The organism is Acinetobacter sp. SwsAc4, from assembly GCF_013391535.1.
Taxonomy (GTDB): domain Bacteria; phylum Pseudomonadota; class Gammaproteobacteria; order Pseudomonadales; family Moraxellaceae; genus Acinetobacter.
In genome coordinates this window covers 1-24,054 of sequence record NZ_JACAXC010000028.1, presented here as the reverse complement: position 1 = coordinate 24,054, position 24,054 = coordinate 1, and the positions used below count along the sequence as shown (strand labels likewise).

25 protein-coding genes, 2 tRNA genes and 6 pseudogenes are annotated in these 24,054 nt (G+C 36.4%); 18 read left to right on the top strand and 15 right to left on the bottom strand.

Features of this window, described 5'->3' with window-relative positions; genetic code table 11:
- Positions 1–65: 65 nt before the first annotated feature.
- The 9 genes and pseudogenes from HYG88_RS15460 to HYG88_RS12305 form a co-directional block, all read right to left on the bottom strand.
- Positions 66–134: pseudogene (locus HYG88_RS15460) on the bottom strand (hypothetical protein); the annotation flags it as partial.
- Positions 135–667: 533 nt separating this feature from the next.
- Complete coding sequence (locus tag HYG88_RS12335) at positions 668–1,522, bottom strand: hypothetical protein (protein WP_178883197.1); 855 nt, start codon at positions 1,520–1,522, stop codon at positions 668–670.
- Positions 1,523–1,551: 29 nt separating this feature from the next.
- Positions 1,552–3,669, bottom strand: coding sequence for a TonB-dependent receptor (locus tag HYG88_RS12330; protein WP_005157370.1), 2,118 nt, complete (start codon positions 3,667–3,669; stop codon positions 1,552–1,554).
- A gap of 92 nt (positions 3,670–3,761) precedes the next feature.
- Positions 3,762–4,883, bottom strand: a complete 1,122-nt coding sequence (locus HYG88_RS12325) for a lipopolysaccharide assembly protein LapB (RefSeq protein WP_178883196.1) — start codon at positions 4,881–4,883, stop codon at positions 3,762–3,764.
- A 50-nt stretch (positions 4,884–4,933) separates the two neighbouring features.
- Positions 4,934–5,173, bottom strand: a complete 240-nt coding sequence (locus tag HYG88_RS12320) for a hypothetical protein (RefSeq protein ID WP_005165093.1) — start codon at positions 5,171–5,173, stop codon at positions 4,934–4,936.
- A gap of 15 nt (positions 5,174–5,188) precedes the next feature.
- Positions 5,189–6,682 (bottom strand): DUF4331 domain-containing protein, encoded by a 1,494-nt coding sequence (locus tag HYG88_RS12315; RefSeq protein WP_178883195.1) that lies wholly within the window; start codon positions 6,680–6,682, stop codon positions 5,189–5,191.
- A 195-nt stretch (positions 6,683–6,877) separates the two neighbouring features.
- Positions 6,878–7,026 (bottom strand): annotated as a pseudogene (locus HYG88_RS15455) (transposase); the annotation flags it as partial.
- Positions 7,027–7,028: 2 nt separating this feature from the next.
- Positions 7,029–7,289, bottom strand: a pseudogene (locus HYG88_RS12310) (hypothetical protein); the annotation flags it as partial.
- Positions 7,290–7,366: 77 nt separating this feature from the next.
- Positions 7,367–7,597: pseudogene (locus HYG88_RS12305) on the bottom strand (IS5/IS1182 family transposase); the annotation flags it as partial.
- Between the two features lie 240 nt (positions 7,598–7,837).
- Between HYG88_RS12305 and HYG88_RS12300 the strand changes: the two are divergent.
- Positions 7,838–8,065 (top strand): hypothetical protein, encoded by a 228-nt coding sequence (locus tag HYG88_RS12300; protein ID WP_004662973.1) that lies wholly within the window; start codon positions 7,838–7,840, stop codon positions 8,063–8,065.
- An 84-nt stretch (positions 8,066–8,149) separates the two neighbouring features.
- Positions 8,150–8,281 (top strand): annotated as a pseudogene (locus HYG88_RS12295) (IS30 family transposase); the annotation flags it as partial.
- Positions 8,282–8,303: 22 nt separating this feature from the next.
- On the opposite strand, the gene HYG88_RS12290 reads toward HYG88_RS12295, so the two are convergent.
- Positions 8,304–8,534 carry a hypothetical protein gene (locus HYG88_RS12290; protein WP_004662971.1) on the bottom strand — a complete coding sequence of 77 codons (231 nt, stop codon included), beginning with the start codon at positions 8,532–8,534 and terminating at the stop codon, positions 8,304–8,306.
- A 290-nt stretch (positions 8,535–8,824) separates the two neighbouring features.
- Here HYG88_RS12290 and HYG88_RS12285 point away from each other — a divergent pair, with 290 nt between their 5' ends.
- The 8 genes from HYG88_RS12285 to HYG88_RS12250 all read left to right on the top strand — a co-directional run bounded on the left by HYG88_RS12285 (position 8,825) and on the right by HYG88_RS12250 (position 15,755).
- Positions 8,825–9,436, top strand: a complete 612-nt coding sequence (locus HYG88_RS12285) for a LexA family transcriptional regulator (RefSeq protein ID WP_005159261.1) — start codon at positions 8,825–8,827, stop codon at positions 9,434–9,436.
- Between the two features lie 4 nt (positions 9,437–9,440).
- Complete coding sequence (locus HYG88_RS12280) at positions 9,441–10,739, top strand: Y-family DNA polymerase (RefSeq protein WP_005159263.1); 1,299 nt, start codon at positions 9,441–9,443, stop codon at positions 10,737–10,739.
- 325 nt (positions 10,740–11,064) lie between these two features.
- Complete coding sequence (locus tag HYG88_RS12275) at positions 11,065–11,712, top strand: hypothetical protein (protein ID WP_178883194.1); 648 nt, start codon at positions 11,065–11,067, stop codon at positions 11,710–11,712.
- 17 nt (positions 11,713–11,729) lie between these two features.
- Positions 11,730–12,695 carry a D-glycerate dehydrogenase gene (locus HYG88_RS12270; RefSeq protein ID WP_005159267.1) on the top strand — a complete coding sequence of 322 codons (966 nt, stop codon included), beginning with the start codon at positions 11,730–11,732 and terminating at the stop codon, positions 12,693–12,695.
- Between the two features lie 111 nt (positions 12,696–12,806).
- On the top strand, positions 12,807–13,394 hold the full coding sequence (locus tag HYG88_RS12265; protein WP_178883193.1) for a 1-acyl-sn-glycerol-3-phosphate acyltransferase: 588 nt from the start codon (positions 12,807–12,809) through the stop codon (positions 13,392–13,394).
- Positions 13,395–13,548: 154 nt separating this feature from the next.
- A complete protein-coding gene (locus HYG88_RS12260; RefSeq protein ID WP_256731731.1) occupies positions 13,549–14,961 on the top strand; it encodes a M48 family metalloprotease in 1,413 nt (470 codons plus the stop codon).
- 28 nt (positions 14,962–14,989) lie between these two features.
- Entirely contained in the window at positions 14,990–15,355 is a 366-nt protein-coding gene (locus tag HYG88_RS12255; protein ID WP_178883210.1) for a GFA family protein, read from the top strand.
- Between the two features lie 40 nt (positions 15,356–15,395).
- Positions 15,396–15,755: a hypothetical protein gene (locus HYG88_RS12250; RefSeq protein ID WP_004662963.1), complete on the top strand. Its 360-nt coding sequence runs from the start codon at positions 15,396–15,398 to the stop codon at positions 15,753–15,755.
- A 79-nt stretch (positions 15,756–15,834) separates the two neighbouring features.
- Here the strand turns inward: HYG88_RS12250 and HYG88_RS12245 are convergent, their stop codons facing one another.
- Together HYG88_RS12245 and rpsU are read right to left on the bottom strand one after the other, a co-directional pair.
- Complete coding sequence (locus tag HYG88_RS12245) at positions 15,835–16,281, bottom strand: GatB/YqeY domain-containing protein (protein WP_004808327.1); 447 nt, start codon at positions 16,279–16,281, stop codon at positions 15,835–15,837.
- A gap of 29 nt (positions 16,282–16,310) precedes the next feature.
- Positions 16,311–16,526 (bottom strand): 30S ribosomal protein S21, encoded by a 216-nt coding sequence (rpsU, locus tag HYG88_RS12240; protein WP_004652785.1) that lies wholly within the window; start codon positions 16,524–16,526, stop codon positions 16,311–16,313.
- Positions 16,527–16,671: 145 nt separating this feature from the next.
- On the opposite strand from rpsU, the gene tsaD reads away from it, so the two are divergent.
- Genes tsaD through HYG88_RS12220 form a run of 4 tightly spaced genes read left to right on the top strand, consistent with a single transcriptional unit; the run spans position 16,672 to position 19,432 of the window.
- Positions 16,672–17,679, top strand: coding sequence for a tRNA (adenosine(37)-N6)-threonylcarbamoyltransferase complex transferase subunit TsaD (tsaD, locus tag HYG88_RS12235; RefSeq protein WP_178883191.1), 1,008 nt, complete (start codon positions 16,672–16,674; stop codon positions 17,677–17,679).
- A 1-nt stretch (position 17,680) separates the two neighbouring features.
- Complete coding sequence (locus HYG88_RS12230) at positions 17,681–18,133, top strand: AAA family ATPase (protein ID WP_178883190.1); 453 nt, start codon at positions 17,681–17,683, stop codon at positions 18,131–18,133.
- Positions 18,133–18,888, top strand: a complete 756-nt coding sequence (locus tag HYG88_RS12225; protein ID WP_178883189.1) for a tRNA(His) guanylyltransferase Thg1 family protein — start codon at positions 18,133–18,135, stop codon at positions 18,886–18,888. The genes HYG88_RS12230 and HYG88_RS12225 overlap by 1 nt, the downstream gene beginning before the upstream one ends.
- Positions 18,889–18,928: 40 nt before the next feature.
- A complete protein-coding gene (locus HYG88_RS12220; protein ID WP_004662957.1) occupies positions 18,929–19,432 on the top strand; it encodes a hypothetical protein in 504 nt (167 codons plus the stop codon).
- Positions 19,433–19,507: 75 nt separating this feature from the next.
- Here the strand turns inward: HYG88_RS12220 and HYG88_RS12215 are convergent.
- The 3 genes and pseudogenes from HYG88_RS12215 to HYG88_RS12210 all read right to left on the bottom strand — a co-directional run bounded on the left by HYG88_RS12215 (position 19,508) and on the right by HYG88_RS12210 (position 21,019).
- Positions 19,508–19,863, bottom strand: a pseudogene (locus tag HYG88_RS12215) (DUF6670 family protein).
- Positions 19,799–20,032: a hypothetical protein gene (locus HYG88_RS15450; protein ID WP_372616658.1), complete on the bottom strand. Its 234-nt coding sequence runs from the start codon at positions 20,030–20,032 to the stop codon at positions 19,799–19,801. Before HYG88_RS15450 ends, HYG88_RS12215 begins: the two are co-directional and overlap by 65 nt.
- Before the next feature lie 102 nt (positions 20,033–20,134).
- Positions 20,135–21,019, bottom strand: a complete 885-nt coding sequence (locus HYG88_RS12210) for an ATP-binding protein (protein WP_178883188.1) — start codon at positions 21,017–21,019, stop codon at positions 20,135–20,137.
- A gap of 178 nt (positions 21,020–21,197) precedes the next feature.
- Between HYG88_RS12210 and HYG88_RS12205 the strand changes: the two genes are divergently transcribed.
- The 4 genes from HYG88_RS12205 to HYG88_RS12190 all read left to right on the top strand — a co-directional run bounded on the left by HYG88_RS12205 (position 21,198) and on the right by HYG88_RS12190 (position 23,835).
- Complete coding sequence (locus HYG88_RS12205; protein ID WP_178883187.1) at positions 21,198–22,706, top strand: DUF3336 domain-containing protein; 1,509 nt, start codon at positions 21,198–21,200, stop codon at positions 22,704–22,706.
- On the top strand, positions 22,681–23,502 hold the full coding sequence (locus HYG88_RS12200; RefSeq protein WP_178883186.1) for a protein kinase: 822 nt from the start codon (positions 22,681–22,683) through the stop codon (positions 23,500–23,502). The genes HYG88_RS12205 and HYG88_RS12200 overlap by 26 nt, the downstream gene beginning before the upstream one ends.
- A 106-nt stretch (positions 23,503–23,608) precedes the next feature.
- Positions 23,609–23,693, top strand: a tRNA-Leu gene (locus tag HYG88_RS12195).
- Between the two features lie 68 nt (positions 23,694–23,761).
- Positions 23,762–23,835 (top strand) — tRNA-Trp (locus HYG88_RS12190).
- Positions 23,836–24,054 lie beyond the last annotated feature (219 nt).

Genomic DNA, 24,054 nt, shown 5'->3' with positions numbered 1-24,054 from the left:
ATTTTGAAAAAGTGTAGGTTGTTGTGTAGGTTTTTAAAAATAAGTGAAAAAAGATTTTATAAATCAATGTAAAGGTATTTCTGCATCATTGGTGTGTGAGAAGATAAGTCAGCCATGATTTCAGCGCTGTTCATGCGTATTAAGTCCTTAAATTTTTGAATAAATTAAAATATAGAAAGTCTAATTGTCTAACTGATAGGGAGTCAACAGGATCTCATCTAAGGAGAAGTATAGCTTTTATATCTAAGAATTGAGCCAATAGTGAGTGAAATCTTATTTTAAACCTAGAACAGCAGTTTTAATAAAAAAATGAAATTTGAAAAATGTCATAGTTTGTTATTTGATAGAAATTAATGAGAGTAGAATAATTGTTGACTAGCCTACTGGTCTTTAAAAAAGATCGAGGATTCTCGTAATTTTAAAAGACAGCAGCATGAAACAAGAAGAACAGTATATGTTGATATCGTTGAAAAATTAGGAGATAGACGGGTAGATATGATTGTAACAAAAGATATTGTGGAACTTGTTAAAAGTATTGTTGATCATGGGGTGCAAGTTCAAGCGAAGAAAGCTATCATAAAAGTATATTAATGATTGTGCTATCTGGATTGAATCACAAATAATTCCCCAAAAGAGAGTTTTTTAAATCTCTGTTTTATGTTGAAAATTAAATATTAACAACAAAAGAATAAGCTTTTTGATTCAGATTGCTATCTATTAGAATTGCATCAAACGACATGTTTTCTAATAATGATTTGAGATTGTGATGCATTTTCAATGATTCTGACGAAAGATGAATAAGAATAATTCGATTAACTGGATCGATTATAAATTCAATAGTTTCAGGATTTTTGTTGGTTAAAACTAAGCGATTTTCATGAAGTAGTTCTGTAATTTGTTCACTAAGTTGATTAATTTTAATTTCTTCTTCACTTGATGATGTGGTTTTAGAAACATGAATTTGAGCAGAATAACGTTCAAAATCCTTTGGTGTGTCAATAATTTCAACTTTGTAAAAACTAAATGAGTCAGTTTCTAATTTTAAAGAAGATAATTGGTTCTTTTCTAAGAAGTCAGTTTCCATCGGTTTGATATTTGACTGATAAAGATTTGATACGTCTTTTGCTTCTTTTATAGCTTTTTTTGCTCTATTTTGTGCATCCAAGAGCGGGTCATAAGTATGCTCAATTTTTGATGAATTTACATGCTCATCGATACTAAAGAACTCTGGTACTTGATTTTCTGTTGATGCATTTACTTGTGCTGTACTATCAAATATTGTTTCACTGATTGGTTGAGGTTGATCGATTGTTGCTGTTGTTTGCGAATCTTTTGAAGACAAAAACATTGCATCTTTATGATTTGCACTTGATGCCGAAACTAACGTAATCTTTATATTTGAATTTATATGATCGTTTTTTTTAACTGCAAAATTTAAAAGTAGGATTACAATAAAAACATGCATCATAATGCTAAAGAGAAATGCGCTCTGTGAAATATTGAGTTTATTTTGAGACAACATATTTTTCTCCTCAGCATTTATCGCTCAGGTCAGAATAAATAGCGGAAGGTCATTCTGAGGTTTCTGCCCTCAGTAGGATGAATATGCCTATCATAAATTCCTTCACGTTCTGAAGAGTTAGGTGAGCATGTAGGCTCACTGAGATCTTGACGAGGGCATGATGCATAGTAGTATTCGATATCATTTGTTTTTTGATTGAATACATTAAAGAGTTCAACTTGTGCTAGAAAATTTTTATTAAATTCATAGCTGCCTTGTAAGTTAACTAAAGTTGATGAATCGGAACGAACTGAGTTATCCTCAATCAAAGGGCGAGAACCAAAGTAACGCAAACGTCCTCCAAAATTAATTTGGTCATTCAGTTTATAAGTAAATCCAGCAGCTATGGTCTTTTCTATTGCCCCAGGAATATGATTTCCTTCCGAATTTTCATTTTTAAATCTTGCTTTTGACCAAGCCAGATCTAGATCGATAACCCAAGCATCTGTTGGTTGATAGAATTGTGAAATTTCGATACCTTGTCTTTTACTTGGTCTACTTGCTTCTGTCGTACCAGCATCGCCAATAAATACCAGTTCTGAATCTGAATCAAGTTGCCATAGAGCTATTGTTGAGGTGAGCTCAGGTATAAGTTTTGCTCTTAATCCAAGTTCTGAATTTATTGTTCTTACCAATGGAGAAACGGGGAGAGTTGGTTTTAAATAGTTACTATCACGAGAATCAATGTTTAGGTGCGTTGTAGTTCCTCTAGCATCATTGCTATGAAAGCCATATGCATAATTAATGTAATATTCAGTATTCTCCCACGGACCTAAAATTATACTCATTTTAGGGCTGAAAATATGATCAGTTTTATGACCACTATTTTCTTCTTTATCAGAATTTACATCAAAAGAATAAAAATCACCGCGAACGCCTAAAATGGTTTTTAACCAAGGTTGCCATGTTGTTTGATTTTGTCCCCATATTCCAATAGACAATTGATTAACATCATCATTTCTTATCGTGTTGAAACGTTGTCGATCTTGTGTCTGATAAAGACCTAAGTTGTTAATATAATCATACCTAAGAGATGATCCAAATGAGTTTAAAAGCTCTTTGCTTGACCATTCACTTAATGAACCTTTTTGAAATTTAAATCCAAGTGTCGTTCGTTCTTCAGCTTGCTCAAATTGGTCTCCATGGATTGGATCATTTAAAAAATAACTAAAGTCAGAAAATAGATTCAGTTTGTTATATACGGCATAAGAGGAGATTGTTGAGTATTTCGTTTTCTCATAATTTTTAGCATTATACCAAATAGCAGTCCGAGCAGACTTACCACCATCACTCTTGTTTAAACTATCGAAGCGATTAAGTTCACCGCTTTCAATCAGCCGCTCTGGAATTTGATCAGTAGCATCCCATCGTGCTTGATAATGTTGAAAGCTGATGGATTGATTTTTATTATGATCACCAGTGAAATATTTTAAGAATACATTTTGTTTTGAAAGATTTTCAGGGTTAACCCAAGGTCCGTCACTGTTGATATTCTCAACTGCACCGATTAATTCCCCGTCACTAAGAACTAAGTTTCCAACGGCTAAAAATCTAAGTAAGTTGTGATTACCTAACGTTATTTGTGCGTAAGGATTATCTAGAGAATGGATACTCGAAATTTTTGCTGTGCCTGCTGATGCAAAATCACCATCATCAATCGATACTGCTCCTTTGTGATATTGAATTGATTCAATCAGTTCGGGGATTAGAAAATTTAAGTCTGTGTAACCTTGACCGTGGGCATGACTCACCATGTTAATGGGTTGCTCATCAAATGATGTTGCAAAGTCAGTTCCATGATCTAAGTTAAAACCTCTCAGAAAGTATTGATTTGCCTTACCACTACCACTGTGTTGACTCACAATGACACCAGGGATCGTTTCTAAAACTTCTGCTGGACGTGATAAAGGTCGAGTTTCAATTTGTTCTTTCGATATTGTTCCTTGGGATGAAGTAAATGCGACCCCAAAAGTGTTATCTAAATTTGATGATGCTGTTATTTTAATTGTAGGAAGTGTTGTTGTAAGTTCACCTCCCGCATGAGTAAGCTGACCTAAATAGAAATGACTGCTTCCTATCAACAAGCAATACAAAATTCTTTTTTTCATTTTTATTCCATTAATTTTATAAATTTTCGTGATTTTCTCAAACATGAAATCATTATTCATTTCATGTTTTCAGTTGTTTATCAAATTTATATTTAGAGTTGCTTTAACATTTGTTTTAATTTTTGAATGTAGGTCGGATTTTCATAGCCAGTCTCATTACTCCAATTTAATAATTTTTCTGTGCTTTCACGATTTTTACTATCAAGTGCAAGGGCGGCATAAACCTCAAAATCGTCATTTTCTCTTTGCATATTCCAGTTTTTGGCAGCTATGCGTAAACCTTCATCATATTTTTTTGAAACCCATAGGAATTGAGCTTGCTCTCTGAGATGTATGTGATCCTTATGGTCGAGTAGATTTTGTACTCTTTGAGTTAGTTCATTTAGGTCTTTTTCTGCAAGAGGATCGTTTAGTTTCTGTTTGCTTAAAATAATTCTATACAACGCACCATCATGATAACGATATGGGGTCAGAATTTTGATTGCGTTTGAATATTCTTGTTGAGAAATATACCAATTGGATTTAGCAAGAGTGTTGGGTAAATTATCTACATTAAGTAATGGAATAGATTGGCTCGCAAGAGTTGGATCATTAAATCTTGTCGCTATTTCCAGCATAATATTACCTAACCATTGCTGATCGTTTTTATTTAGCCTTGTTGCCATTTGAAGAAGTTCATTTGTTCTAGATTTTATTTCTGAAATATTTTTTGTCATTGCATCCACTTGCAGGACACAACCAGCTTGATAAAGTTTCACACTCTGTTGATCTAATTGATCACATAATTTAAGTGACTGATTAAATTGACCTTGTAATCTATATATATTTGCGAGTTGTAAAATTGCATCATAATTTTTAGGGTCTTTTTTTAATACGTCATTAAGTATTGTTTCTGCTCTGCTGAAATTATGATTTGCTTGAGCGAGTCGAGTTTCTAGCAATTTATTTTCTGTGTCTGATGAATTGAAGCTTGATTTCATTAAGTCTTCAGCTTGTTCTAAAAACTCACCGTCGCCTTTTGAATAAGCTTTTTCAAGTAACACATTAACGATTTGATTTCTCAGTTCATCATTATGATTGTTTTTTAACATTACTGAATAATCTGGATGTTCTGAACTCGATGAAGATTCTTCATGGTGATGTTTGGGGTGAGCGAAAGCAGTACTTAAATACAATGAAGCTATTATTGATAATGTTAGCTGACGAATTAACATTTAAAACTCCTATAAAGACTCTTAACAGAAGTTTGTTAAGAGTCTCAATCTTAAAATTTCACTGCAACGGGTTCTGATTTGTTATCTATAGTAGATTCTGAAATTTCAGTAATACTTTTAGGTTCAGCCTGTTCGTAGTTACTTTGAGGTTGATTGGTTAATGACAACGTTTCTTTAAGAACGGGGTCATTTTGGGGTTGGTTGTTATTATTTGGTTTTGAATTATTGTCATTACCACCGCAGCCACTTAATCCAATACCAACCATGAACAGCAAAATGAGTTTTCTCATGGCGACTACTCCTAATTATTTGCTAGCTGTATTAAATGGAGAGCCTGCTACTGGAGTATTTAAGTATGGGAAAGCAGTACCAAATTGTTGTGGTGATTGTAGAGCTCCATCTGTAAAGCCTATTCCTCCAGCTTTAGCATCGCTCGCTTTACAACCAACAGCGGTATTCACACCATCAATTGTGCAGAGTAAGCCCATAGCAACTCTCAGCTCAATATCGACGACATCATCACCAGGTCTACGACCGTTCGGGAATCCTGCAGTATCTCCACCGATTACACCAAGACGATTTTGTTTATCTTTTGCCGCTGGAGTAATAGCAGTATTTAGACGTAACATTTCAGATGCTTTTACATTTTTAGGTTGATTTAAGCCAGGAATACCTAAAAGAAATGCGTTAACTAAGTCAGTTCTTGGAAAGTTTGTTGGCGCAACTACGGCACCACCAGTTGCCTCTTTAAAAAGAACTTCTATTAATGTAGGGAGGGTTGGGTTAGTCACATAGTCAGCAAATTGCCCATCATTCACAGGCTTACTTGCATTAAATTTATCTTTATCTTTAAGACCAATGACGACTTCATTAACTAAAGGCATGCCTAAACGTGAAACTTGAGTCCAAGCACCACCAACTTTACTTGCACTGGAAAGATTGCTTTCAGGATTAGGATTTAATAAGGTGGCTTGAGGTAAGCTTGCTGTTGTCCATCCTCCAATCACTGTATCATTTGAAGCCACTAAACAAGATTGTGGAACTTCTAAAGCAATTGAAGTGACGTTTTTATTTGCAATATTATTCAATCCTTGATCTTCAGCGTTTACGCCTGAAGGTGCGAGTTGAGTCGCAGGAATCTTAATATTCACTAAATCGAATACTTCACCTAAGTTAACAGCAAAAGGATCTTGACGTTGACCGACAAAAACTTTACCAGAACCACAATTTCCAAAGTTAATGTTTTGGACAAATGTATCTGCGTAGGCTTGATAGTTTGGAATTGATTTTGCGCCAACATTATCGAATGGCTTTTTAAAAGAGCCTAAAGTACTTCGATCACCTTTACGTCGGTCACCTTTAATCATGGTAACAGTATATGTTTCAGCGGTATTTTGAGCTGAACTACTATCATTTGTGATTTTACCAATGTTAGATAATGGTACAGAAACATTCTTGCCACCTACAGGAACTTGTAAGTCTTTTAACTCTTGATTGAATTTAAATTGGAAAGTAATGTCTTCTTGCCCATCTCCGTTGTTGTCAATGTGTATTTCATATAAGGCTTTAGGATCTAAAGCGAAATAATTAGGCCCCCCATAAGCATCTTGTAAAGGCTGATAGTTTGCTAGTATGGTTACGAAATTACTTCGGCTCGGCTCATAACTTTTAAACATATAAAAATCTGTAGCGTCAACCTTGGGTGTTTTACTGATTGATGGTGCTTCGCGGTGGCTTGAAGCGAATGATGTCACACTAAAACTACTTAGCATAATTGCTAAAAGTAGGCGAGAGTCCATTTTGTGTCTCCTTGACCATGTTGATCTTGGGTATATTTTTGATTAATTTTTATTCGTCTTATAATTTTCTGATATGAATTTAGATCAGTATAAGACTCTTAATATTTATACTGGTTCGATAGTGAAGTTTCTGTGAGCAAGTTTTAATTTAAAAAATTTTTTGTGCTGTAGTAGATAAGATTAAATAAGTAACATCTAAAAAGTAAACATGTATTTATTGCCAAAATATTTTGATATCTGATACACCCAATTTTGTATTTGATTAGCCGTCATTACTTTGAAATCACGCCAATGATACTTCATCTGTCACCATACCATATCTCAATGCGATTTAATTCAGGGCTATTGTAAGAACACTTGGCCTACCTGAACGATGACCTTCTTGAATAGATTCAAATTGGTAGAGTTGCCAATGGCGACGTTGTAACCGTATAGTTTCAGGTATTCGACTTTGAAGTTTAGCTACTTCTGCTACAGTTTTACCTTCGGATAGCCACAATATGGTTTGTGCGCGTTGTCTTTCTCGCCAATGTGCAGCGTGTTTGGTGAGATCAATAAGTTGTTTTTGTTCAACTGGGTTGAGATGGATTGAAACGATACGTGGCATAGTTGAGCAGCAGCTAATCAAACATACCTTTTCGCATGGTTAGTTTGATTAATCAACTTAATGTATCTTCAACCATTTTTAATGGTTCGATTCACATTACTTTCAGTGATATGGTAATTTTCCGCCAATTCCAATTGAGTGTTGTAATTACGCAAGTAATTGAGTGTTAATAATTGATCCTCTATAGCTAAAGTATGAGGATGCCCTGATTTCTTTTTGAGTAATTCCAGTTCTTTTAAAACCTTTACCATTTCACCAAAAACTGGTCGAGTTACGCCAACCAAACGTTTGAATTCAGAATCTGAAATGAGGCAGTTTTTACTTTCATAAGAGGTTTAATGTAAAATTTTCTGAAATATTTTTAAATAACATTGTAACTGTATGGTTAGTTTAATATTAAAGAAATTTCTAACCAGTGCTTAATTTCAACCACTTAGTCGTCTAAAAAATAAAAATATAATAGTTATAAGTCTTGTTACAAGCTATTAGTCGACAATCGATAGAAAATTTCTCATAGTCCTATCAACAATATTTTGGGAAGAAGTATTATGGATAAGATTACGGTAATTATTAAAGATCAAGAAGAAAATGAATCGATTGTTGTGGCACAGCTCAATGATTTAGAAGACCAAGATATTCCTTTTTTTAAACGAGTTGAGCATATTGAGGTAGAAGGGAATATCATTTTTCCAAATATCGATTTACTTTTTGAAAGTGATATAGATGGAAAGATTTATAAGTTAGTTGCACCTGTGAATGATAAAAGATTTATCTGACCTCAATCTTCTATTTTCAATACGATAAAAGAGACCCACTTATGAGATTCAAATAAGTGGGCTTTATTTGAGAGCAACAAAAGTGATTTAAATCAAGTTGCCATGTCACTGAATACTCGTCCTAGAAAAGCGTTAGATTGGCTTACACTATTAGAGAAGTTTGCTCAACTTGTTGATTATCATAAGGTTTTTGAAACTGTCGCACCTCAGGTTTGAATTCGCCTAGTGTTATGTGATCTCAATGAATTGGGTTAAGCCCTTTAACAATGTCATTAAACTCAGAGCCATTGAGCCAAAAAGATTTTTTTAGAAAAAGGGTAGTCATAATACTTTCCGCTGCTTCACTATTTTGGTTGTCACAAAATAGTCCATAGCTCTCACCTAATACAGTGTTGTTCTCGATGAGACGAATAAAGAAAGCATGTTGTTCGTCAGCATAACCTAGAATAGCATCACGTCGATTGTTCATTTTTTATGTCTCCACATCAAAAATCTTTTGAGTAAAATCTACTGCTAACAGATCAAATATATTCTTGAATTAGATCAATGATTTAAGTTTTTAAAAATAAATTTACTTTTTAAGTCATTGATTTTAAAAATTAATATCAGCTTGTTTTACATCCTTGTCTTAGTTAAACAAGCCAAAATTTGATCTATTAAATTCATTGTTATGCAAAATTAATTGTACGTCAACTTGAATTTGTAACTTTTTCAAGTTAAATTATTTGTAAGTATTTTAAACTTGGGTAAGGAGGAATTATGTCCAAAAAAAACGAATTTGAGCATGGCGGTGCCCGAAGTAATGCAGGACGTAAAGCACAATTCAGTGAGCCAACCAAAGTCATCCGTGTTCCCGAATCTCAAGTTGATTTCATCAAAAATTGGTTACTGAATAATGTCAAAACCGATACTCGTACAGATTTGACTGCTCAAATGAAAATCCAAAATGTGCAAGCAAAGAATGACCGAATTTATCATATTCCACTAGCAACCGAACGAGTTGCAGCGGGTTTTCCATCACCTGCGCAAGATTATGTTGAGCAATCACTCGATTTAAATGAATTTTTAATTCGTAACGAAAACTCGACTTTCATTGTCAAAGCCAATTCACTGTCGATGTTGGACGCAGGGATTGATATTGATGATCCATTAGTGGTGGATCGTAGTCTTTCAGCGAAGTCTGGGGATATAGTGATTGCTTTGATTGACAATGATTTTACGGTCAAACGTTTGATGATTGATCATCATTTCAGCCCTCCAAAGGTATGGTTAAAAGCTGAAAATCCAGATTACCAAAATATTTATATCACAGACGGACAAGAGTTACAGATCTGGGGTGTGGTGACGTATAACTTGAAGCCAATGAGGTAAGCCAATGAGCCTACCACAACGTATTTTTGCTTTAATTGATGTGAATAACTGTTATGTCAGTTGCGAGCGCGTATTCAATCCAAAGTTAGAAAAGCGTCCTGTGGTGGTTCTATCTAATAACGATGGCTGTGTGGTTTCCCGCTCTTATGAAGCAAAAAAGCTCGGCATTCGTATGGCTGTGCCGTTCTTTCAAATCGAAGATATTATTCGTCAGCATCAAGTGCAGGTCTTTTCCAGTAATTATGCTTTATATGCGGAAATGTCGCGTCGTTTTATGAATCTATTAGGCAACTTTGTAGATCCCTCTGAACAGGAAGTTTATTCGATTGATGAATGCTTTTTGGAGTTGACTGCCTATCAGCATAGTCACGATTTAACTGAATATGCACATCAAATTCTAGATACGGTGAAAAACTGGTTGGGTTTGCCATGTTGCATCGGCATTGGTTATTCCAAGACTCAAGCCAAACTGGCCAATAATCTAGCCAAGACACACGCCTGTTTTGATAGTGTCTGTAATATCGTTGCTGAAGACCCATGCGTGATTGAAGACTTGTTACAGCAGATGCCTGTAGGTGAAGTGTGGGGGGTTGGACGAAAGATTCGTCAGCGCTTGGAAAAAATGAATATCTACTCAGTGATGGATTTGGTTCAAGCTGATCCTAAAATGTTAGGTAAGTATTTTTCTGTGGTCATGGAAAATACGGTTAAAGAATTACAAGGCATGGCTTGCTTAGAAATTGAAGATGTTGTGACAGATCGACGACAGGTGTTAAGTAGCCGTTCCTTTGGTCAGCCGATTGAGGATAAAACTAGCCTGAGTGGCGCTTTAACTGAATTTAGCTTACGTGCTATTGAGCGTTTGCGAAAGCAAAACTTACTGTGCAAAGCTATTGGCGTTAGCATTCGTACCAATCGTTTTGACAAAGATCAATATTATCGACCCTATACAGTGATGTATCTATCCGACTATAGCGATGATCGTTTAGAAATTATCAAAGCTGTGTTACAGGGGCTTGATCGAATTTATCAAGCTGGTCATCGTTATAAAAAAGCAGAAGTGATTTTGTTGGATATTATCCCTCAACATAGCCATGCAGTCGATTTATTCCATGACACCAATAAACTGATTGCTCGAAAAAATCTTTCGATCGCTTTTGATAATATTAATAAAAGATTTGGTCGGGATTGTATGACACTAGGGCGATTGATTACGCCGCATGGGCGGGCGTGGCGTATGAATCAAAACCATAAATCACCGAGTTATTTGACCAAGTGGGATGAGCTTCTGAGGGTTCTCTAAAGTATTAATGGTACAGCTTATATTTTTCAATATTAACCTTGAAACTTATTATTTTTCCTTGAGAACGTTTGAATTTAACAAAGTAAGACCCTAATGATTTATTGAAGTATTGTAATAAAAATGTAGAAAATAGATGAATGAAAAATTATCTATTCTTATTAAATATTTCCCGAAATTAAAGATAAGCGTATCTTTTAAATAATAAATTGAATTTGTATGGATTTGATTGAACAAAAGGAAGCCATTTTGACGAGATCGGTTTATGTTAGACTACTCAACTTACGGTATCGCAAATTACCGTGAATAACCAGAATGAGTAGGTAAGATGATTGGGCAGCAGAGAAACAGGCTAGCAGCTTTGGGAATAGATGTTTGGATTCCTCGGGAAGTTGTATGTCAAAAAAACACTGCACCAAGTCTATGGCGAGATCAATTAATTGATGACGTTTCTAAGTCTACAGAACGTACATTTGAAGTTGCACCGATTTTAGAAGATATTCCAGCAACATCTGCACAAACGCCACCGATCGCCGAAATTGAAGTATCGCAGCAAACGAAAGTTGTTACAGAACCTATTGTTAAAGCAGCGCTTGTTGAAAAAGAACAGATTGTTATTACTGCTCAGGTTCAGTCATTTGAATTGCAAATGTATGTGTTGGAAAACTGTGCCATTTTATTAGAAAGCAGTCAGCTCAGCGATGCTCAAAGCCAACTCTGGCAAAATATTCAAAAGGCCAGATTAGGGCAGTATGCTGAATTAAAATGGCCATTTCCTTTGGCTGCTTTTCAGGAAAGTCGGGGACTCTCCTCGTATATTCAAGGTTTTCTCGATGCAACCGCAGCACAAAAAAAGATATTGTGCTTAGGTCAATTGGATTTTATTCAGCATTCTAATATCTTACATTTAGCGAGTTTAGAAGAAATGTTAGCCCAACCTTTATTAAAAAGACGGTTGTGGCAGCTCATGCAATAAAGATCGGAAATCGAATCATGAAGAAAGTTGTTGTATTCAGCCAAATAGATCAAGATGTTTTAGCGCAGTTACAGCAAGATTATCGGGTCGTGCTACTTAATCCTAAACTGGGTGATATCAACGACCAGATTCGAACAGAGGTTGTTGATGCTGATGCCATGATTGGCGCAGGACGACTGTTAAACGAAGGTAATTTGGCACCAGCCCAAAAACTTAAAATCATTTCGACAGTGTCTGTTGGTTATGATAATTACGATGTTAACTATCTTAATCAAAAGAAAATTTGGCTTGCTAATACACCACATGTTTTGACGGAAACAACGGCCGATCTTGCCTTTACTTTGTTGCTGAGTGCTGCACGCAAAGTTCCATACCTTGATGCATGGACCAAACAAGGTCAGTGGAAACGCACGGTATCTACTGAACAATTTGGTATGGATGTTTTTGGTAAAACTCTAGGGATTATTGGCTTAGGGAATATTGGTGCTGCCATTGCCCGTCGTGGATTTTATGGTTTTAATATGAATGTTTTGTACCATAACCGCCGTGAAAAGATTGAGGTGGCTCAAGCATTCAATGCTCAATATCGCGACTTAGACCAGTTATTGCAGCAGTCTGATTTTATTGTAGTTGCTGTTGATTTAAATCATGAATCCCAAGCACTGATTGGCGCAGAACAGTTTGACTTAATGCAAAACCATGCTGTCTTCGTCAATATCGCACGTGGCTCTGTAGTCGATGAAAACGCTTTAATCGAAGCATTAAAACAAAATAAGATCTTTGCTGCTGGATTGGATGTCTATGCCAAAGAACCTCTGCAAAATTCAGCATTATTTGAGTTGCCAAATGCAGTAACCTTGCCGCATATTGGCTCAGCAACGACTGAAACGCGTCAGAAAATGGTGAAACTTGCTTATCAAAATTTAGTGGACGCACTACAAGATAGAACACCTCGTTATCTCGTTAATCCAAAGTTTGAATAATTGCTTACAATGCTGATCAGTCAATTGCTGCATTATTGTGCGGGTCTATCTTTTTAAATTGATTAATATTGGTACACTTTCGACTTTTGAAATTTTGTCTTCGGGGTGTCTGTGTTTGAGAAATTGGCTGAAAAAAGTTTAAATCTAATGGGTTGGGAGCTGGATAATCATTGGGATTTGAATGTTGATCAATGCGTGATGATTGCAGCTCCACATACCAGTAATTGGGATGCTTTATATGCACGGTTGGCATTAAAAGCTTTAGGTGTAAATGTTCGTCTTACGATTAAAGATAGTTACATGAAGTTTCCATTTGGTCCATTTGTGCGTGCAATGGGTGGTATTGGGATTGATCGTAGCGCGAAACAAGAAGGACAAGCGCGACCGAGTATGGTTCAACTCATGAGTGACTTGTTCAAAACACATCCTAAGTTAGTGATGTTAGTGACACCAGAAGGGACGCGTGCTAAACAAGAACAGTGGAAAACTGGCTTTTATCATGTTGCAACCACCGCAGGCGTACCGATTGCATTGGCGTATATGGATTATGCTAAGAAAAAAACAGGTGTAGGAAAAATTGTTTATCCTACGGGAGATTATGAAAAAGATATGGTTGAAATTATGTCTTTTTATGCAGAGATTAATGCAAAGTTTCCAGAGAAATTTAGTGTCGATCAACGTTATATAAACACGAAATAATAGTGTTGATTTCAAAAATATAAACTAAGGCAGGATTTTCCTGCCTTTTATAACACTTCGTTGCAAATATCTTCATTTTCTAATGTTATATTAAATTTCTTTATTAGAATCATAGAGAAACGACTTGAGATCGCTGCTGCTTGCATGTGGTTTATTGGCCACTACTCAATTGAGTCATACTCAGATCTTTTTGCCTACACAGGCAATTGGACAAACAGAAGTACCTGAAATTGGCAGTGGTGTAGGTTTGCTTGATCAACAGAAAGAAAAACTGATTGGTGAAAAAGTTTATCGTGAAGTTCATCGACAGATGCCAACGGTACAAGATGCGTGGTTAGAAGATCAATTTCTACAGGTTTTTTCAGGTATTCTTAGTCAGACTCAGCTTGGTCAACCGATTGGTTTAGTGGTTATAAAAGATCCACAAATTAACGCATTTGCAGTGCCTGGTGGTTTGTTTGCATTAAATACAGGCTTAATTACATCTGCAAAAAATTTGGATGAAATAGCAGGGGTCATGGCACACGAGATCGCCCACGTTGCACAGCGACATTACAGTCGTTCACAAGAAGCATTTAAAGGACAGGGGTTACTTGCTCTTGCAGGTATTCTTGTCGGTGCTGCAATCGCATCTAAAGCAGATGGTGATGTTGGTTCAGCGGTGATGTTAGGCACTCAAGCTGCGTTGATGGACAAGCAACTCAGTTATAGTCGTAATCAAGAGCGTGAAGCAGACCGTATTGGTATGCAGTTTATGTATTCTGCTGGATACAATCCACAAAGCATGGCAGATTATTTCGAAACCATGCATCGTGAAACAAGTCGTGTGAGTTTCTTACCTGATTTTTGGCTCACTCATCCACTAACGACAGAGCGTATGAGTGAAGCCCGATTACGAGCAAACCAACTCCCAAAAGTAAAATCAAAAATATATGATCTTGATTTTGAGATTTTAAAGTTATATACGCTCGTAATTTCAAACCAAGCGACAGAAACTCAATTACAAGCTTTTGCAAATCAAAAAAATACAGCTGCACAATTAGCGCTAAGTAAGTTTTATTTAGAACGTGGTGATTATACTCAGGCACAAGCAAATTTAGATTTGGTAAAAGCAAAGCTTAAATATCATGTATTGGTCCCACTGATTCAAACAGATATTTACTTAGGGCAAAATAAATTTGATCAGGCTTATAGTAGTATAAATTTCATTCAAAAAACGATGCCTGAAAATAGGGCACTATCTTATAAACTTGCAGAAGTTTTAATTCGGCAAGGGCAGGCTGCTCAAGCTCAAACATTGGTTCAACGGTTTATTCATAAAAACCAGAGAGATATTGAAGGTTGGCAACTGTTGCAGCAGGCAACAAACTTAGATAAAAGTTCGCCACTACAAGCAATTAATGTGCTTTGTTACCGTGCTGAAGCTGAGTATTGGTCAGGATATGAGGAAAATGCGATTAAATCGATGTTGCACGCTCAACGTTTAGCTAAAGGAAATTTAGCCATGTCAGCAAAAATTGACTCTCGCTTAAAACAAATGCAAGATGATCGCCGTATGAAAATTTAATCTTTATCAAGAATTAAGAGAAATAAAAATCATCAAAGGACAATGTTTGTGTGGTGCTGTGCAGTATCAATATTATGGTGAAATTGAAAACAGCATTCTATGCTATTGTAGTGACTGTCAGCAGGCGCAAGGCTCAATCGCTGGTTGGAATAGCCCACTTGACGAAACACAATTTAAAATTCTGTCAGGACATGATCAGCTCAAAGAATATTTCCACACACCGAATAAAGCACGCGTATTTTGTCAAAACTACGCAAGCCCACTTTACTCATATCGTACCGATTTAGCTAATGTGATTCGTTTACGCCTAGGAACAGTGACAGATGGGAATCTTCCTGCACCAAAAGAAGAATTTTTTACTGAGCACAAACCAAACTTTATTGAATTAAGATAAGATGATCTGCCTAAAAAATCGCTGAGAAGTTAGAACATTTATGAAGAAAATTTTAGTTTTTATTTTTGCGATAAGCAGTGTGGGGATTAGCTCAGCAGCATCAGTTGAGCAATATGTCAATTCGGTTGAGAAAATTCGTAGTGTCTATGCACAGGATATTCGTAGTTTTTTACGTAGCCTTAATCCACAGATTTCACAGTTCACACCTGAGCAGCAAGCTCAGTATTGTGGTATTAATCAGCGTTATATTCAGGATATGTCAGATGCGATTGAAAAAAATCGCTCATCCTTGCCGCCACAATATGCAAATATGACTAAACAGGATGTAATCAAACAAGTCACTGAGTCAAATGAGATGCAAATGCTAGTGAAATATAACGTTCAGTGTGATTTTAAGTAAAAATAATCTCTTGGGTTCATGATTAAAAATGAATCCAGTTTTTTAATTGAATAGATTATATAAAGGGGGGTTAAGCAGATTAGCTTAATTTTGCTTTAATTTTAGCAGATACTTGTGCAGGATCGGCACGTCCGGCTATGATCGGACGTAGAGAATTCATCACCTTACCCATATCTTTCATGCTAGTAGCTTCTTGAGCAGCAATCGTTTGCTCAATGATGGAATCAAGTTCTTCCTCAGTCATAGCGGCTGGTAGAAATTGAGAAATAACCTCAACTTCGGCTTGTTCCTTACTAGCTAAATCATCTCGACCAGCGCCAGAAAAGGCCTTGATCGATTCTTTACGTTGTTTAATTTGCTTTTCAATGACCGCAAGAACCTGAGCATCGTCAAGCTCTATGCGCTCATCGACTTCGATTTGCTTAATTGCTGCTTGTACACCACGAATAACCGTTACTGTCGCCATATCTTTGGCACGCATTGAGTTTTTTAATACGTCAGTAATTTGGTTTTTTAAAGTATTCATAGTCTCTTCAGCAGTCAATCACAAATTAATTAGTAAAGGCGAGTAGTACGTACAGATTCGCGAGTCAATTTCTTTTGATAACGCTTAACTGCAGCAGCTTTTTTACGCTTACGCTCTTGAGTTGGTTTCTCATAGAATTCGCGCTTACGAACGTCAGCTAAAACACCCGCTTTTTCGCATGAACGCTTGAAACGACGGATAGCTACGTCTACTGGTTCGCCTTCTTTCAACTTAACTTGTGGCATGTAAAATCCTCTAAGATTATGGATAAGATCTAATGCACGATTGCACTAGATCGCAAGTGAAGGTCAGTATTTTACTCATTTACAACTCAGATCACAAGTCTATAATAGCTCTGATATTATTTTTGATCGTTGTAAAGGCAGTTTAATGATTGTTTTGGGCTTAGAAACTTCGTGTGATGAAACTGGGTTAGCACTCTATGATAGCGAGCTCGGCTTACGTGGACAGGTTTTGTATAGCCAAATCAAACTGCATGCAGAATATGGCGGTGTCGTTCCTGAATTGGCTTCACGTGATCATGTTCGTAAGATGATTCCTTTAATTAATCAATTGCTTGAGCAGAGTGGTGTTAAAAAGCAAGAGATTGATGCTGTTGCCTATACCCGTGGTCCAGGATTGATGGGTGCACTGATGACTGGGGCTTTATTTGGTCGCAGTTTGGCGTTTGCATTTAATAAACCTGCGATCGGTGTGCATCATATGGAAGGCCATATGCTTGCGCCATTGCTTTCGGAAACTCCACCGGAATTTCCATTTGTGGCTTTATTGGTTTCGGGTGGACACACTCAACTCATGGCAGCCTATGGCATCGGTCAATACGAATTGCTCGGTGAGTCAATTGATGATGCAGCCGGTGAAGCCTTTGATAAAGTCGCAAAAATGATGAAATTGCCTTATCCAGGTGGGCCGAATATTGCAAAATTGGCGTTACAGGGTGATGCCAAGGCATTTGAATTCCCACGACCAATATTACATCAAGGTTTAGATTTTTCTTTTAGCGGTCTTAAAACCGCAGTTTCTGTACAATTGAAAAAGCTCGGTGAAGAGAATCGTGATGCCGATGTGGCGGCTTCTTTTCAAGAAGCTGTTGTCGATACACTCGCTAAAAAATCTGTGAAAGCTTTAAAGCAAACAGGTTTAAAACGTTTGGTGATTGCAGGTGGTGTGAGCGCCAACCTAAGATTACGTGAGCAATTGGAAACATCACTTAAAAAAATCAAAGCTCAAGTCTATTATGCCGAGCCTGCATTGTGTACTGATAATGGTGCCATGATTGCCTTTGCTGGATACCAACGTTTAAAAGCTGGGCAACATGATGGTTTGGCGGTGACGACGACGCCAAGATGGCCAATGACTGAGTTACAACCGACCTAAAATGGAACTTATCATTTTTGTAGGTGGGCAAGCTTCAGGTAAATCAACATTCTTTAAGCGATATTTTTCTGATACTCATATTCGTCTCAATCTTGATATGTTGAAAACCAGACATCGTGAAAAAATATTGTTTAATGCATGTTTAGAAGCAAAACAGAAAGTTGTTATTGATAATACCAATCCAAGTAAATTCGATCGAAAGATATATGTTCAAGATGCAAAAAATGCTCACTTTAAAGCGATCGCATACTATTTTGATAGCGGTTTGGATGATGCTCTTTTGCGGAATGAACAACGAGTAGGTAAGGCGAAAATTCCTAGAGTTGGTGTTATTTCAACTTTTAAAAAGTTAGAAATACCTGAACTTGATGAGGGTTTTGATGAAATTTACAGCGTTTCAATTGATCAAGAAAATGGCTTTAATGTGAGATTGCTGTATCTAAGAGAACAATAATGAGATTTGAAGATTTAGATACAAGATTAAGAAAATATGAGACGGCTTACGATTTCTGTATTCCGCCCGAAAATTATATTGTCGTAAGGTTGGATGGTCGTGGGTTTACACGGTTAACCAAAGAAATCTGGCAATTCGAAGCGCCATTTGATGTACATTTTAGGGATTTAATGGTAGAAACCACAACCCATTTATTACAGTGTGGTTTTAATATCGTTTATGGTTATACCCAGAGCGATGAAATTTCTCTTTTATTCCATTACCGCGATGAAAGTTTTAACCGTAAGGAACGCAAAATTCTTTCTATTTTAGCAGGTGAAGCCAGTGCAAAATTCTCGGTGATGCATGGTCAAATTGCTACTTTTGATGCTCGAGTTTGTGTTTTACCCAATTCGCAATTAGTAGATGACTATTTCCGTTGGAGACAAGAGGATGCTCATCGAAATGCATTAAATGCACACTGCTATTGGATGTTAAGAAAATCGGGTCATGCAGTAGGTGAAGCAACGGAACAAGTTAAAGGGTTAAATCGTCAAGAAAAGCATGATTTACTCTTTTCACAGCAGATTAATTTTAATGAACTTCCTGCATGGCAAAAACGTGGTACAGGTGTTTATTGGAAAGACGTTGAGAAAACGGGTCTGAATCCGAAAACTGGTGAAATTACACAAACGACAAGAAGGCAATTAGTTGCTGATTTTGATTTGCCTTTAAATGAGTTTTATAGTGAATTTATAGGTCAAAATTTTTTTTGAAAATATTTTTATGAACTACCGTTCATAATGGAGTTGTAAGTTGAAAATTTCTTATATTTTTACATGTGGCCGATTAGAGTCTTTATTTAAGATTCTCTGTCTCACTCAACAAGGTGAGAAAAAGGTCGAGTCAAAAGAAAAGGTCGTTGAACAATATAGAAAAGACATCGCTTTAGGACGTCCTTTTGAAGAAACTGAACTTTATCAAATCATTGAGCAAAGTGAAGAAAAGATTGTTATTAACCGCTTGAGTAATATTCTGCGTGAAAAACCTACTCAGCAGAAGGGTAGCTTTGATGCGGACGAATATAAGACTGGCGCATGGTCTGAGTTTAGTGATTATAAGCTGGCGGTTCGATTCTCAAATGCGAAAACCGAGTTAAGTGAAAAGCACTTTGCGAAAACGGGTGAATACATGACCAGTCGTGGTATTGCAAAATTGACAGGTTTTAATCCAAGCAATATTAAGAATATGCTGCATCATAAAAGAAGTGTGGTGAGAAAAATGCTCACAACCTTAGAGAAGTTAGCAAAAGAGTATTAATATTTAAGCTGTATGTTTGATGCAGAGAAAATTTATTTTCTGCATCAATTCTGAACTAATACAATTTCAAGACTTTTAATCTTTAAACGCATTTTGATTTTCGACATCAATATATTCAAGATAACCACGACCTTGAACTTTTTGGTTTTGATATTCACCCGTGAAAGTGTATGCACTTGTATAACCGATCCCATGACCATAGCGGTATGGGCTGTCGACTTCAGCGATAATTTCTAGCAGTTTCTGATTAGCATTATCCTTCTCAGACCATGAAAACAATTGCGGTAAACGCATTTTTTACCACTTGTGGAAATATAATCATCAACTTGATGTGAAATAATTTTAAATTCCACGTTGGTATACACTTCAGCAGGTTGATCTGTGTGGCGAATAACGATGTGGCTCAGGTAGTAGTGGAAACAAGATGCCATAGTGTGTCCATGTATAGAATTTTTCTTCAGTTCTAGGACGAATGATTTCTGGTGCAGAAAAAGGAGTCGTTGAATATTTAATCGCTTGCTCTAAGGTGCTTTGTGCAAGTAATAAACTTTTACCCAAAATTTTGCTTGTAAGGGATGAGGGTGGCAATTGTTTTTTCATCTTGTTTCCTACGTTCTTTCCAGACTGAAAAGCTAGGTTAAAAACAATTGCCTTTGCTAAGCGGAAATAAGGACAAAGCCAAAGCTTTTTAGGGCAATCTCCTTAATCCTTGTTAGACAATTTTTCAAGGTTTTGCGAGCCAATCCAGTGTTTAGAGAACTGGTAAGCTGCACGCCCTGAACGCTGCCCACGAGCTTGGCACCATTTCAAACTTTCAGCACGAACAATGTCGTTATATTCCAAATTTGCTTGAACAATATAATGCTCGACAATTTCTAAATACAGTTGTTGATCCATTGGGTAGAAGGAAAGCCACATGCCAAAACGATCAGACAGTGAAATTTTTTCCTCAATCGCTTCCTGTGGATGTAACTCGGTATATTGAGGAACATCCACTTTACGCACAGGCGTATTTTCATGCATAAATTCAGGTAGTAAATGACGGCGGTTACTGGTTGCATAAATAATAAAATTACTTGAACCCGATTGAAGTGAGCCATCCAAGACACTTTTTAAACTACGATAATTTTCATCTTCTGCGTTAAACGCAAGATCGTCACAATAAACAATAAATTTTTCAGGGCGATGTTCTATTAATTTTTGGATTTTAGGTAAATCAGAAAGATCATCTCGTTCAATTTCAATTAAACGCAAACCTTGTGCTGAATACTCTGTAAGCAAGGCGCGAACAATCGATGATTTCCCTGTACCACGTGAACCTGTGAGTAAAACATCATTGGCAGGTAAGCCATTGAGAAACTGTAAAGTATTTTGAATAATCTTGGCTTTCTGGCGTTCAATTCCTTTTAGATCTTCTAAATACAATTTTTTAGGTTGTTGAATTGCAACTAGTTGTTGATTTTCCCATCGAAAAGCAATCGCAGAAAAATCTGTTGGCTGTTTAGGTGCAGGGAGAACTTGTTGTAACTGTGTCAAAACACTAGATAAAGATTGAAGAATAGATTCGGGTAAATCAAGAATAGCCATAAACACAAACCAAACTCAGTGATTAATGATTAGGGATACTATCATTGCTATAGCTGAAATGAAGAAAATATCATTAAAAATGTTGCAAATGGTCAATTTTACCCTTGATTGTTGGTGCTGCTTTTTGCATTGTATAAGTGCGAGATGATAAGAATATAATGAAAAAATAGGAATGCTAATGTTCAATAGAGCTCAAGAAAAAAGAAATACATATCAATTGCATAAAATCGATATGTTAAAAGAGAGCTTGCAACATGCGAGTTCTTATGCGGAATGGAAAGAAATTGCACTAAAACTGGACGAAGAAGCGGGGCATGAAGCATGGAAATATGACAATCAATCGCCTTACTTTGATGCAGAAATTTTGTCTAAACGATACAACTTATTAAAAAAATATCGAATGCAACATCGAACTTTAGATTTAATTTATGTTCTCCGTGAAGGCTTATCTTATGACTTCGCCAATATTGGTCATCCAATGTTATTTGCACAAACCTATATAGGTACGAAAAGAATTATCGAAAACTATGTTGAAGAAATGAGTGAATGTCTTCGCTATTTAGCTTCTAGTGAATGTATTACTTTTCAACTCAAAGAAAAAATTCAATTTTTTAAAGAATGTCAAAGAGCCTATGGACAACCTGCCCTTATGTTTTCTGGTGGTGCAACACTGGGTTTATTTCATACAGGTGTATGTAAGGCTTTGCTCGAACAAGATTTGATGCCTCGAGTCCTGTCTGGTTCAAGTGCAGGGGCGATCATGACGGGCATGTTGGGGGTATCCTCGGCTGATAAAATTCCAGAACTGCTCGAAGGCGAACATTTTTTTAGTGATGCTTTTCAATTCAGGAAAATTTCAGAGCTAATTCGAGGTCATGGTGGTATTGCTGATGTCATGTATTTGAAAAAATTCCTGATGCAAAATTTGGGTGATGTGACATTTGCAGAAGCCTATCAACAGTCAAAGCGACATATTAATATTGTAATTGCCCCGTATAACACAGCACAAAACCCACGGATTATGAATGCACTCACAGCGCCGAATGTTTTGGTGTGGAGTGCTGTTTTAGCATCTTGTGCTGTACCTGTATTATTTCCGCCTGTGCACTTAACCAGTAAACGTTACGATGGTCAGCATACACCTTATTTGGCCAATACCAAGTGGGTGGATGGGAGTATGCGTAGTGATTTTCCACAAGAAAAAATGGCTCGTTTGTATAATATAAATTACACCATTGCCAGCCAAGTAAATCCGCATATCGTGCCATTTATGCAAAGTGATACTGAACGGTTTCGTCGCGATGTTCTAAACTGGCCTAAACGAATTATTCGGCATCAAGGCAAATCGCTTGCTCTGGAAGTTATGGATTTAACACGTAATTATATGGGCAGTTTTTTCCCGATTCGCCGTGTTTTAGATCATGGATATGGCATTTTAGGGCAGCGTTATTACGGCGATGTAAATATTATTGCGCGCTATGGTTTAAGACATTATAGCTATATGCTTAAAAATCCACGTCCGAAACTCTTTAAGGTTTTGCAGCAAGAGGGAGAGCGAGCGACATGGCCGAAGATTTCATCTATTGAAATTCATGCACGGATTGGAAAAACGATTGAGCATTGTTTAACATCACTGCGTAAGCAGCAAGAAAAGCAACAGAATGAGTTTTACTACGTTGATCTTTGATTCAAATATTCAACTGGATAATTTGAGTTTAAGTACTAAACCTGAAAGCTATGCTTTTGGGCGGCGTTTATATCGTTGCCAGATTGAGCAACAACAATATTGGCTTAAATTTCATTTAATCAATAGCCATGATGTTTTAGAGCAAGCGTTTGAGCGAGAATTAAGTTTCTATCAACAAAACTCTGAAGTTAGACAGAATTTTTTATTGCCCCATCAAATTATACCGCTTTGTCATATTAAAAATGACGATGACTTTCCACAGTTTGGGGTAGGGTTGCTTAGTGTTGCTACAAATGTATTTTTTAGTCCTATTCAGGTAACAGATAGCATCCAAGTTATCTGCCATAAAATTTTAACTGCGCTGCAAGCCATTCAAAGTATGCATCAATTAGGTTGGATTCATGGCGATTTAAAAGCAGAGCATTTTCGATTATATGAAAATTCATGCAGGCTCATTGATTTTGAACAAAGTTATCAATTACAACCAATCCAAAATTTAACCGCAACTCCTCATTATATGGCACCTGAGCTTTTTCATGGGAAGCCAAAAACAATACAAACTGATTTATATGCTTTTGGCATCATTGTTTATGAGTGGTTATCCCAAAGCAAATTAACTGCAAAAAACTACCATGAATGGGCCATCCTACATTGCCAGAAATTAGAAATTAAATTACCTGATGAATTGCGGTGTTTTTTGCCTTTATTAACAGGCTTATTGCAGAAACATCTAAAACAGCGATTTAGCTCAGCAATAGAGGCAAAAAATTGTTTGAATGCAATTGATTTGCTGTAAAAATAAACATAAATGTTTGATTTGAATATTATATGTGCATTTGGTAGAGTTTTTTGTCAGAAAGACTTGTCATAACGAGTGTTTCTCACTAATATGCATACCCATCGGGGGCGTGGCGAAATTGGTAGACGCACTGGATTTAGGTTCCAGCGCCGCAAGGTGTAAGAGTTCGAGTCTCTTCGCCCCCACCAAATTTAAAAAGCAAGATTTTCTTGCTTTTTTTATGATTAAATCAGAAATGAATTGATCATAGGGTTATAGAGGATTGGTGTAATGGTAGCATGACGGTCTCCAAAACCGTTCGTCAAGGTTCGAGTCCTTGATCCTCTGCCAAATATCAAAAGGAACTTTAAATAAGTTTCTTTTTTTATTTCAAGAGTTTTTCATTTGTATACGAAAAAAGCATTAGCTTTCAGATGTATAGTTTTTTTCTTTGTACACGACAAAAAAAGACAACTCATTGAAATAATGGCATAATACTTGTTTTCTGACGACGAATATGATGACACATTTCAATGAGTTACATCTCATCTTAAACAAATATCTAAAGTG

What these genes read in the sequence shown, in the direction of transcription:
- HYG88_RS12210 (WP_178883188.1), bottom strand. Translation starts at nt 21,019, where the DNA reads ATGGCTATTCTTGATTTACCCGAATCTATTCTTCAATCTTTATCTAGT.
- HYG88_RS12270 (WP_005159267.1), top strand. Translation starts at nt 11,730, where the DNA reads ATGAAGAAAGTTGTTGTATTCAGCCAAATAGATCAAGATGTTTTAGCG.
- HYG88_RS12320 (WP_005165093.1), bottom strand. Translation starts at nt 5,173, where the DNA reads ATGAGAAAACTCATTTTGCTGTTCATGGTTGGTATTGGATTAAGTGGC.
- HYG88_RS12335 (WP_178883197.1), bottom strand. Translation starts at nt 1,522, where the DNA reads ATGTTGTCTCAAAATAAACTCAATATTTCACAGAGCGCATTTCTCTTT.
- HYG88_RS12290 (WP_004662971.1), bottom strand. Translation starts at nt 8,534, where the DNA reads ATGAACAATCGACGTGATGCTATTCTAGGTTATGCTGACGAACAACAT.
- HYG88_RS12230 (WP_178883190.1), top strand. Translation starts at nt 17,681, where the DNA reads ATGGAACTTATCATTTTTGTAGGTGGGCAAGCTTCAGGTAAATCAACA.
- rpsU (WP_004652785.1), bottom strand. Translation starts at nt 16,526, where the DNA reads ATGCCACAAGTTAAGTTGAAAGAAGGCGAACCAGTAGACGTAGCTATC.
- HYG88_RS12250 (WP_004662963.1), top strand. Translation starts at nt 15,396, where the DNA reads ATGAAGAAAATTTTAGTTTTTATTTTTGCGATAAGCAGTGTGGGGATT.
- HYG88_RS12325 (WP_178883196.1), bottom strand. Translation starts at nt 4,883, where the DNA reads ATGTTAATTCGTCAGCTAACATTATCAATAATAGCTTCATTGTATTTA.
- tsaD (WP_178883191.1), top strand. Translation starts at nt 16,672, where the DNA reads ATGATTGTTTTGGGCTTAGAAACTTCGTGTGATGAAACTGGGTTAGCA.
- HYG88_RS12275 (WP_178883194.1), top strand. Translation starts at nt 11,065, where the DNA reads ATGATTGGGCAGCAGAGAAACAGGCTAGCAGCTTTGGGAATAGATGTT.
- HYG88_RS12285 (WP_005159261.1), top strand. Translation starts at nt 8,825, where the DNA reads ATGTCCAAAAAAAACGAATTTGAGCATGGCGGTGCCCGAAGTAATGCA.
- HYG88_RS15450 (WP_372616658.1), bottom strand. Translation starts at nt 20,032, where the DNA reads ATGAAAAAACAATTGCCACCCTCATCCCTTACAAGCAAAATTTTGGGT.
- HYG88_RS12280 (WP_005159263.1), top strand. Translation starts at nt 9,441, where the DNA reads ATGAGCCTACCACAACGTATTTTTGCTTTAATTGATGTGAATAACTGT.
- HYG88_RS12205 (WP_178883187.1), top strand. Translation starts at nt 21,198, where the DNA reads ATGTTCAATAGAGCTCAAGAAAAAAGAAATACATATCAATTGCATAAA.
- HYG88_RS12245 (WP_004808327.1), bottom strand. Translation starts at nt 16,281, where the DNA reads ATGAATACTTTAAAAAACCAAATTACTGACGTATTAAAAAACTCAATG.
- HYG88_RS12300 (WP_004662973.1), top strand. Translation starts at nt 7,838, where the DNA reads ATGGATAAGATTACGGTAATTATTAAAGATCAAGAAGAAAATGAATCG.
- HYG88_RS12315 (WP_178883195.1), bottom strand. Translation starts at nt 6,682, where the DNA reads ATGGACTCTCGCCTACTTTTAGCAATTATGCTAAGTAGTTTTAGTGTG.
- HYG88_RS12330 (WP_005157370.1), bottom strand. Translation starts at nt 3,669, where the DNA reads ATGAAAAAAAGAATTTTGTATTGCTTGTTGATAGGAAGCAGTCATTTC.
- HYG88_RS12225 (WP_178883189.1), top strand. Translation starts at nt 18,133, where the DNA reads ATGAGATTTGAAGATTTAGATACAAGATTAAGAAAATATGAGACGGCT.
- HYG88_RS12200 (WP_178883186.1), top strand. Translation starts at nt 22,681, where the DNA reads ATGAGTTTTACTACGTTGATCTTTGATTCAAATATTCAACTGGATAAT.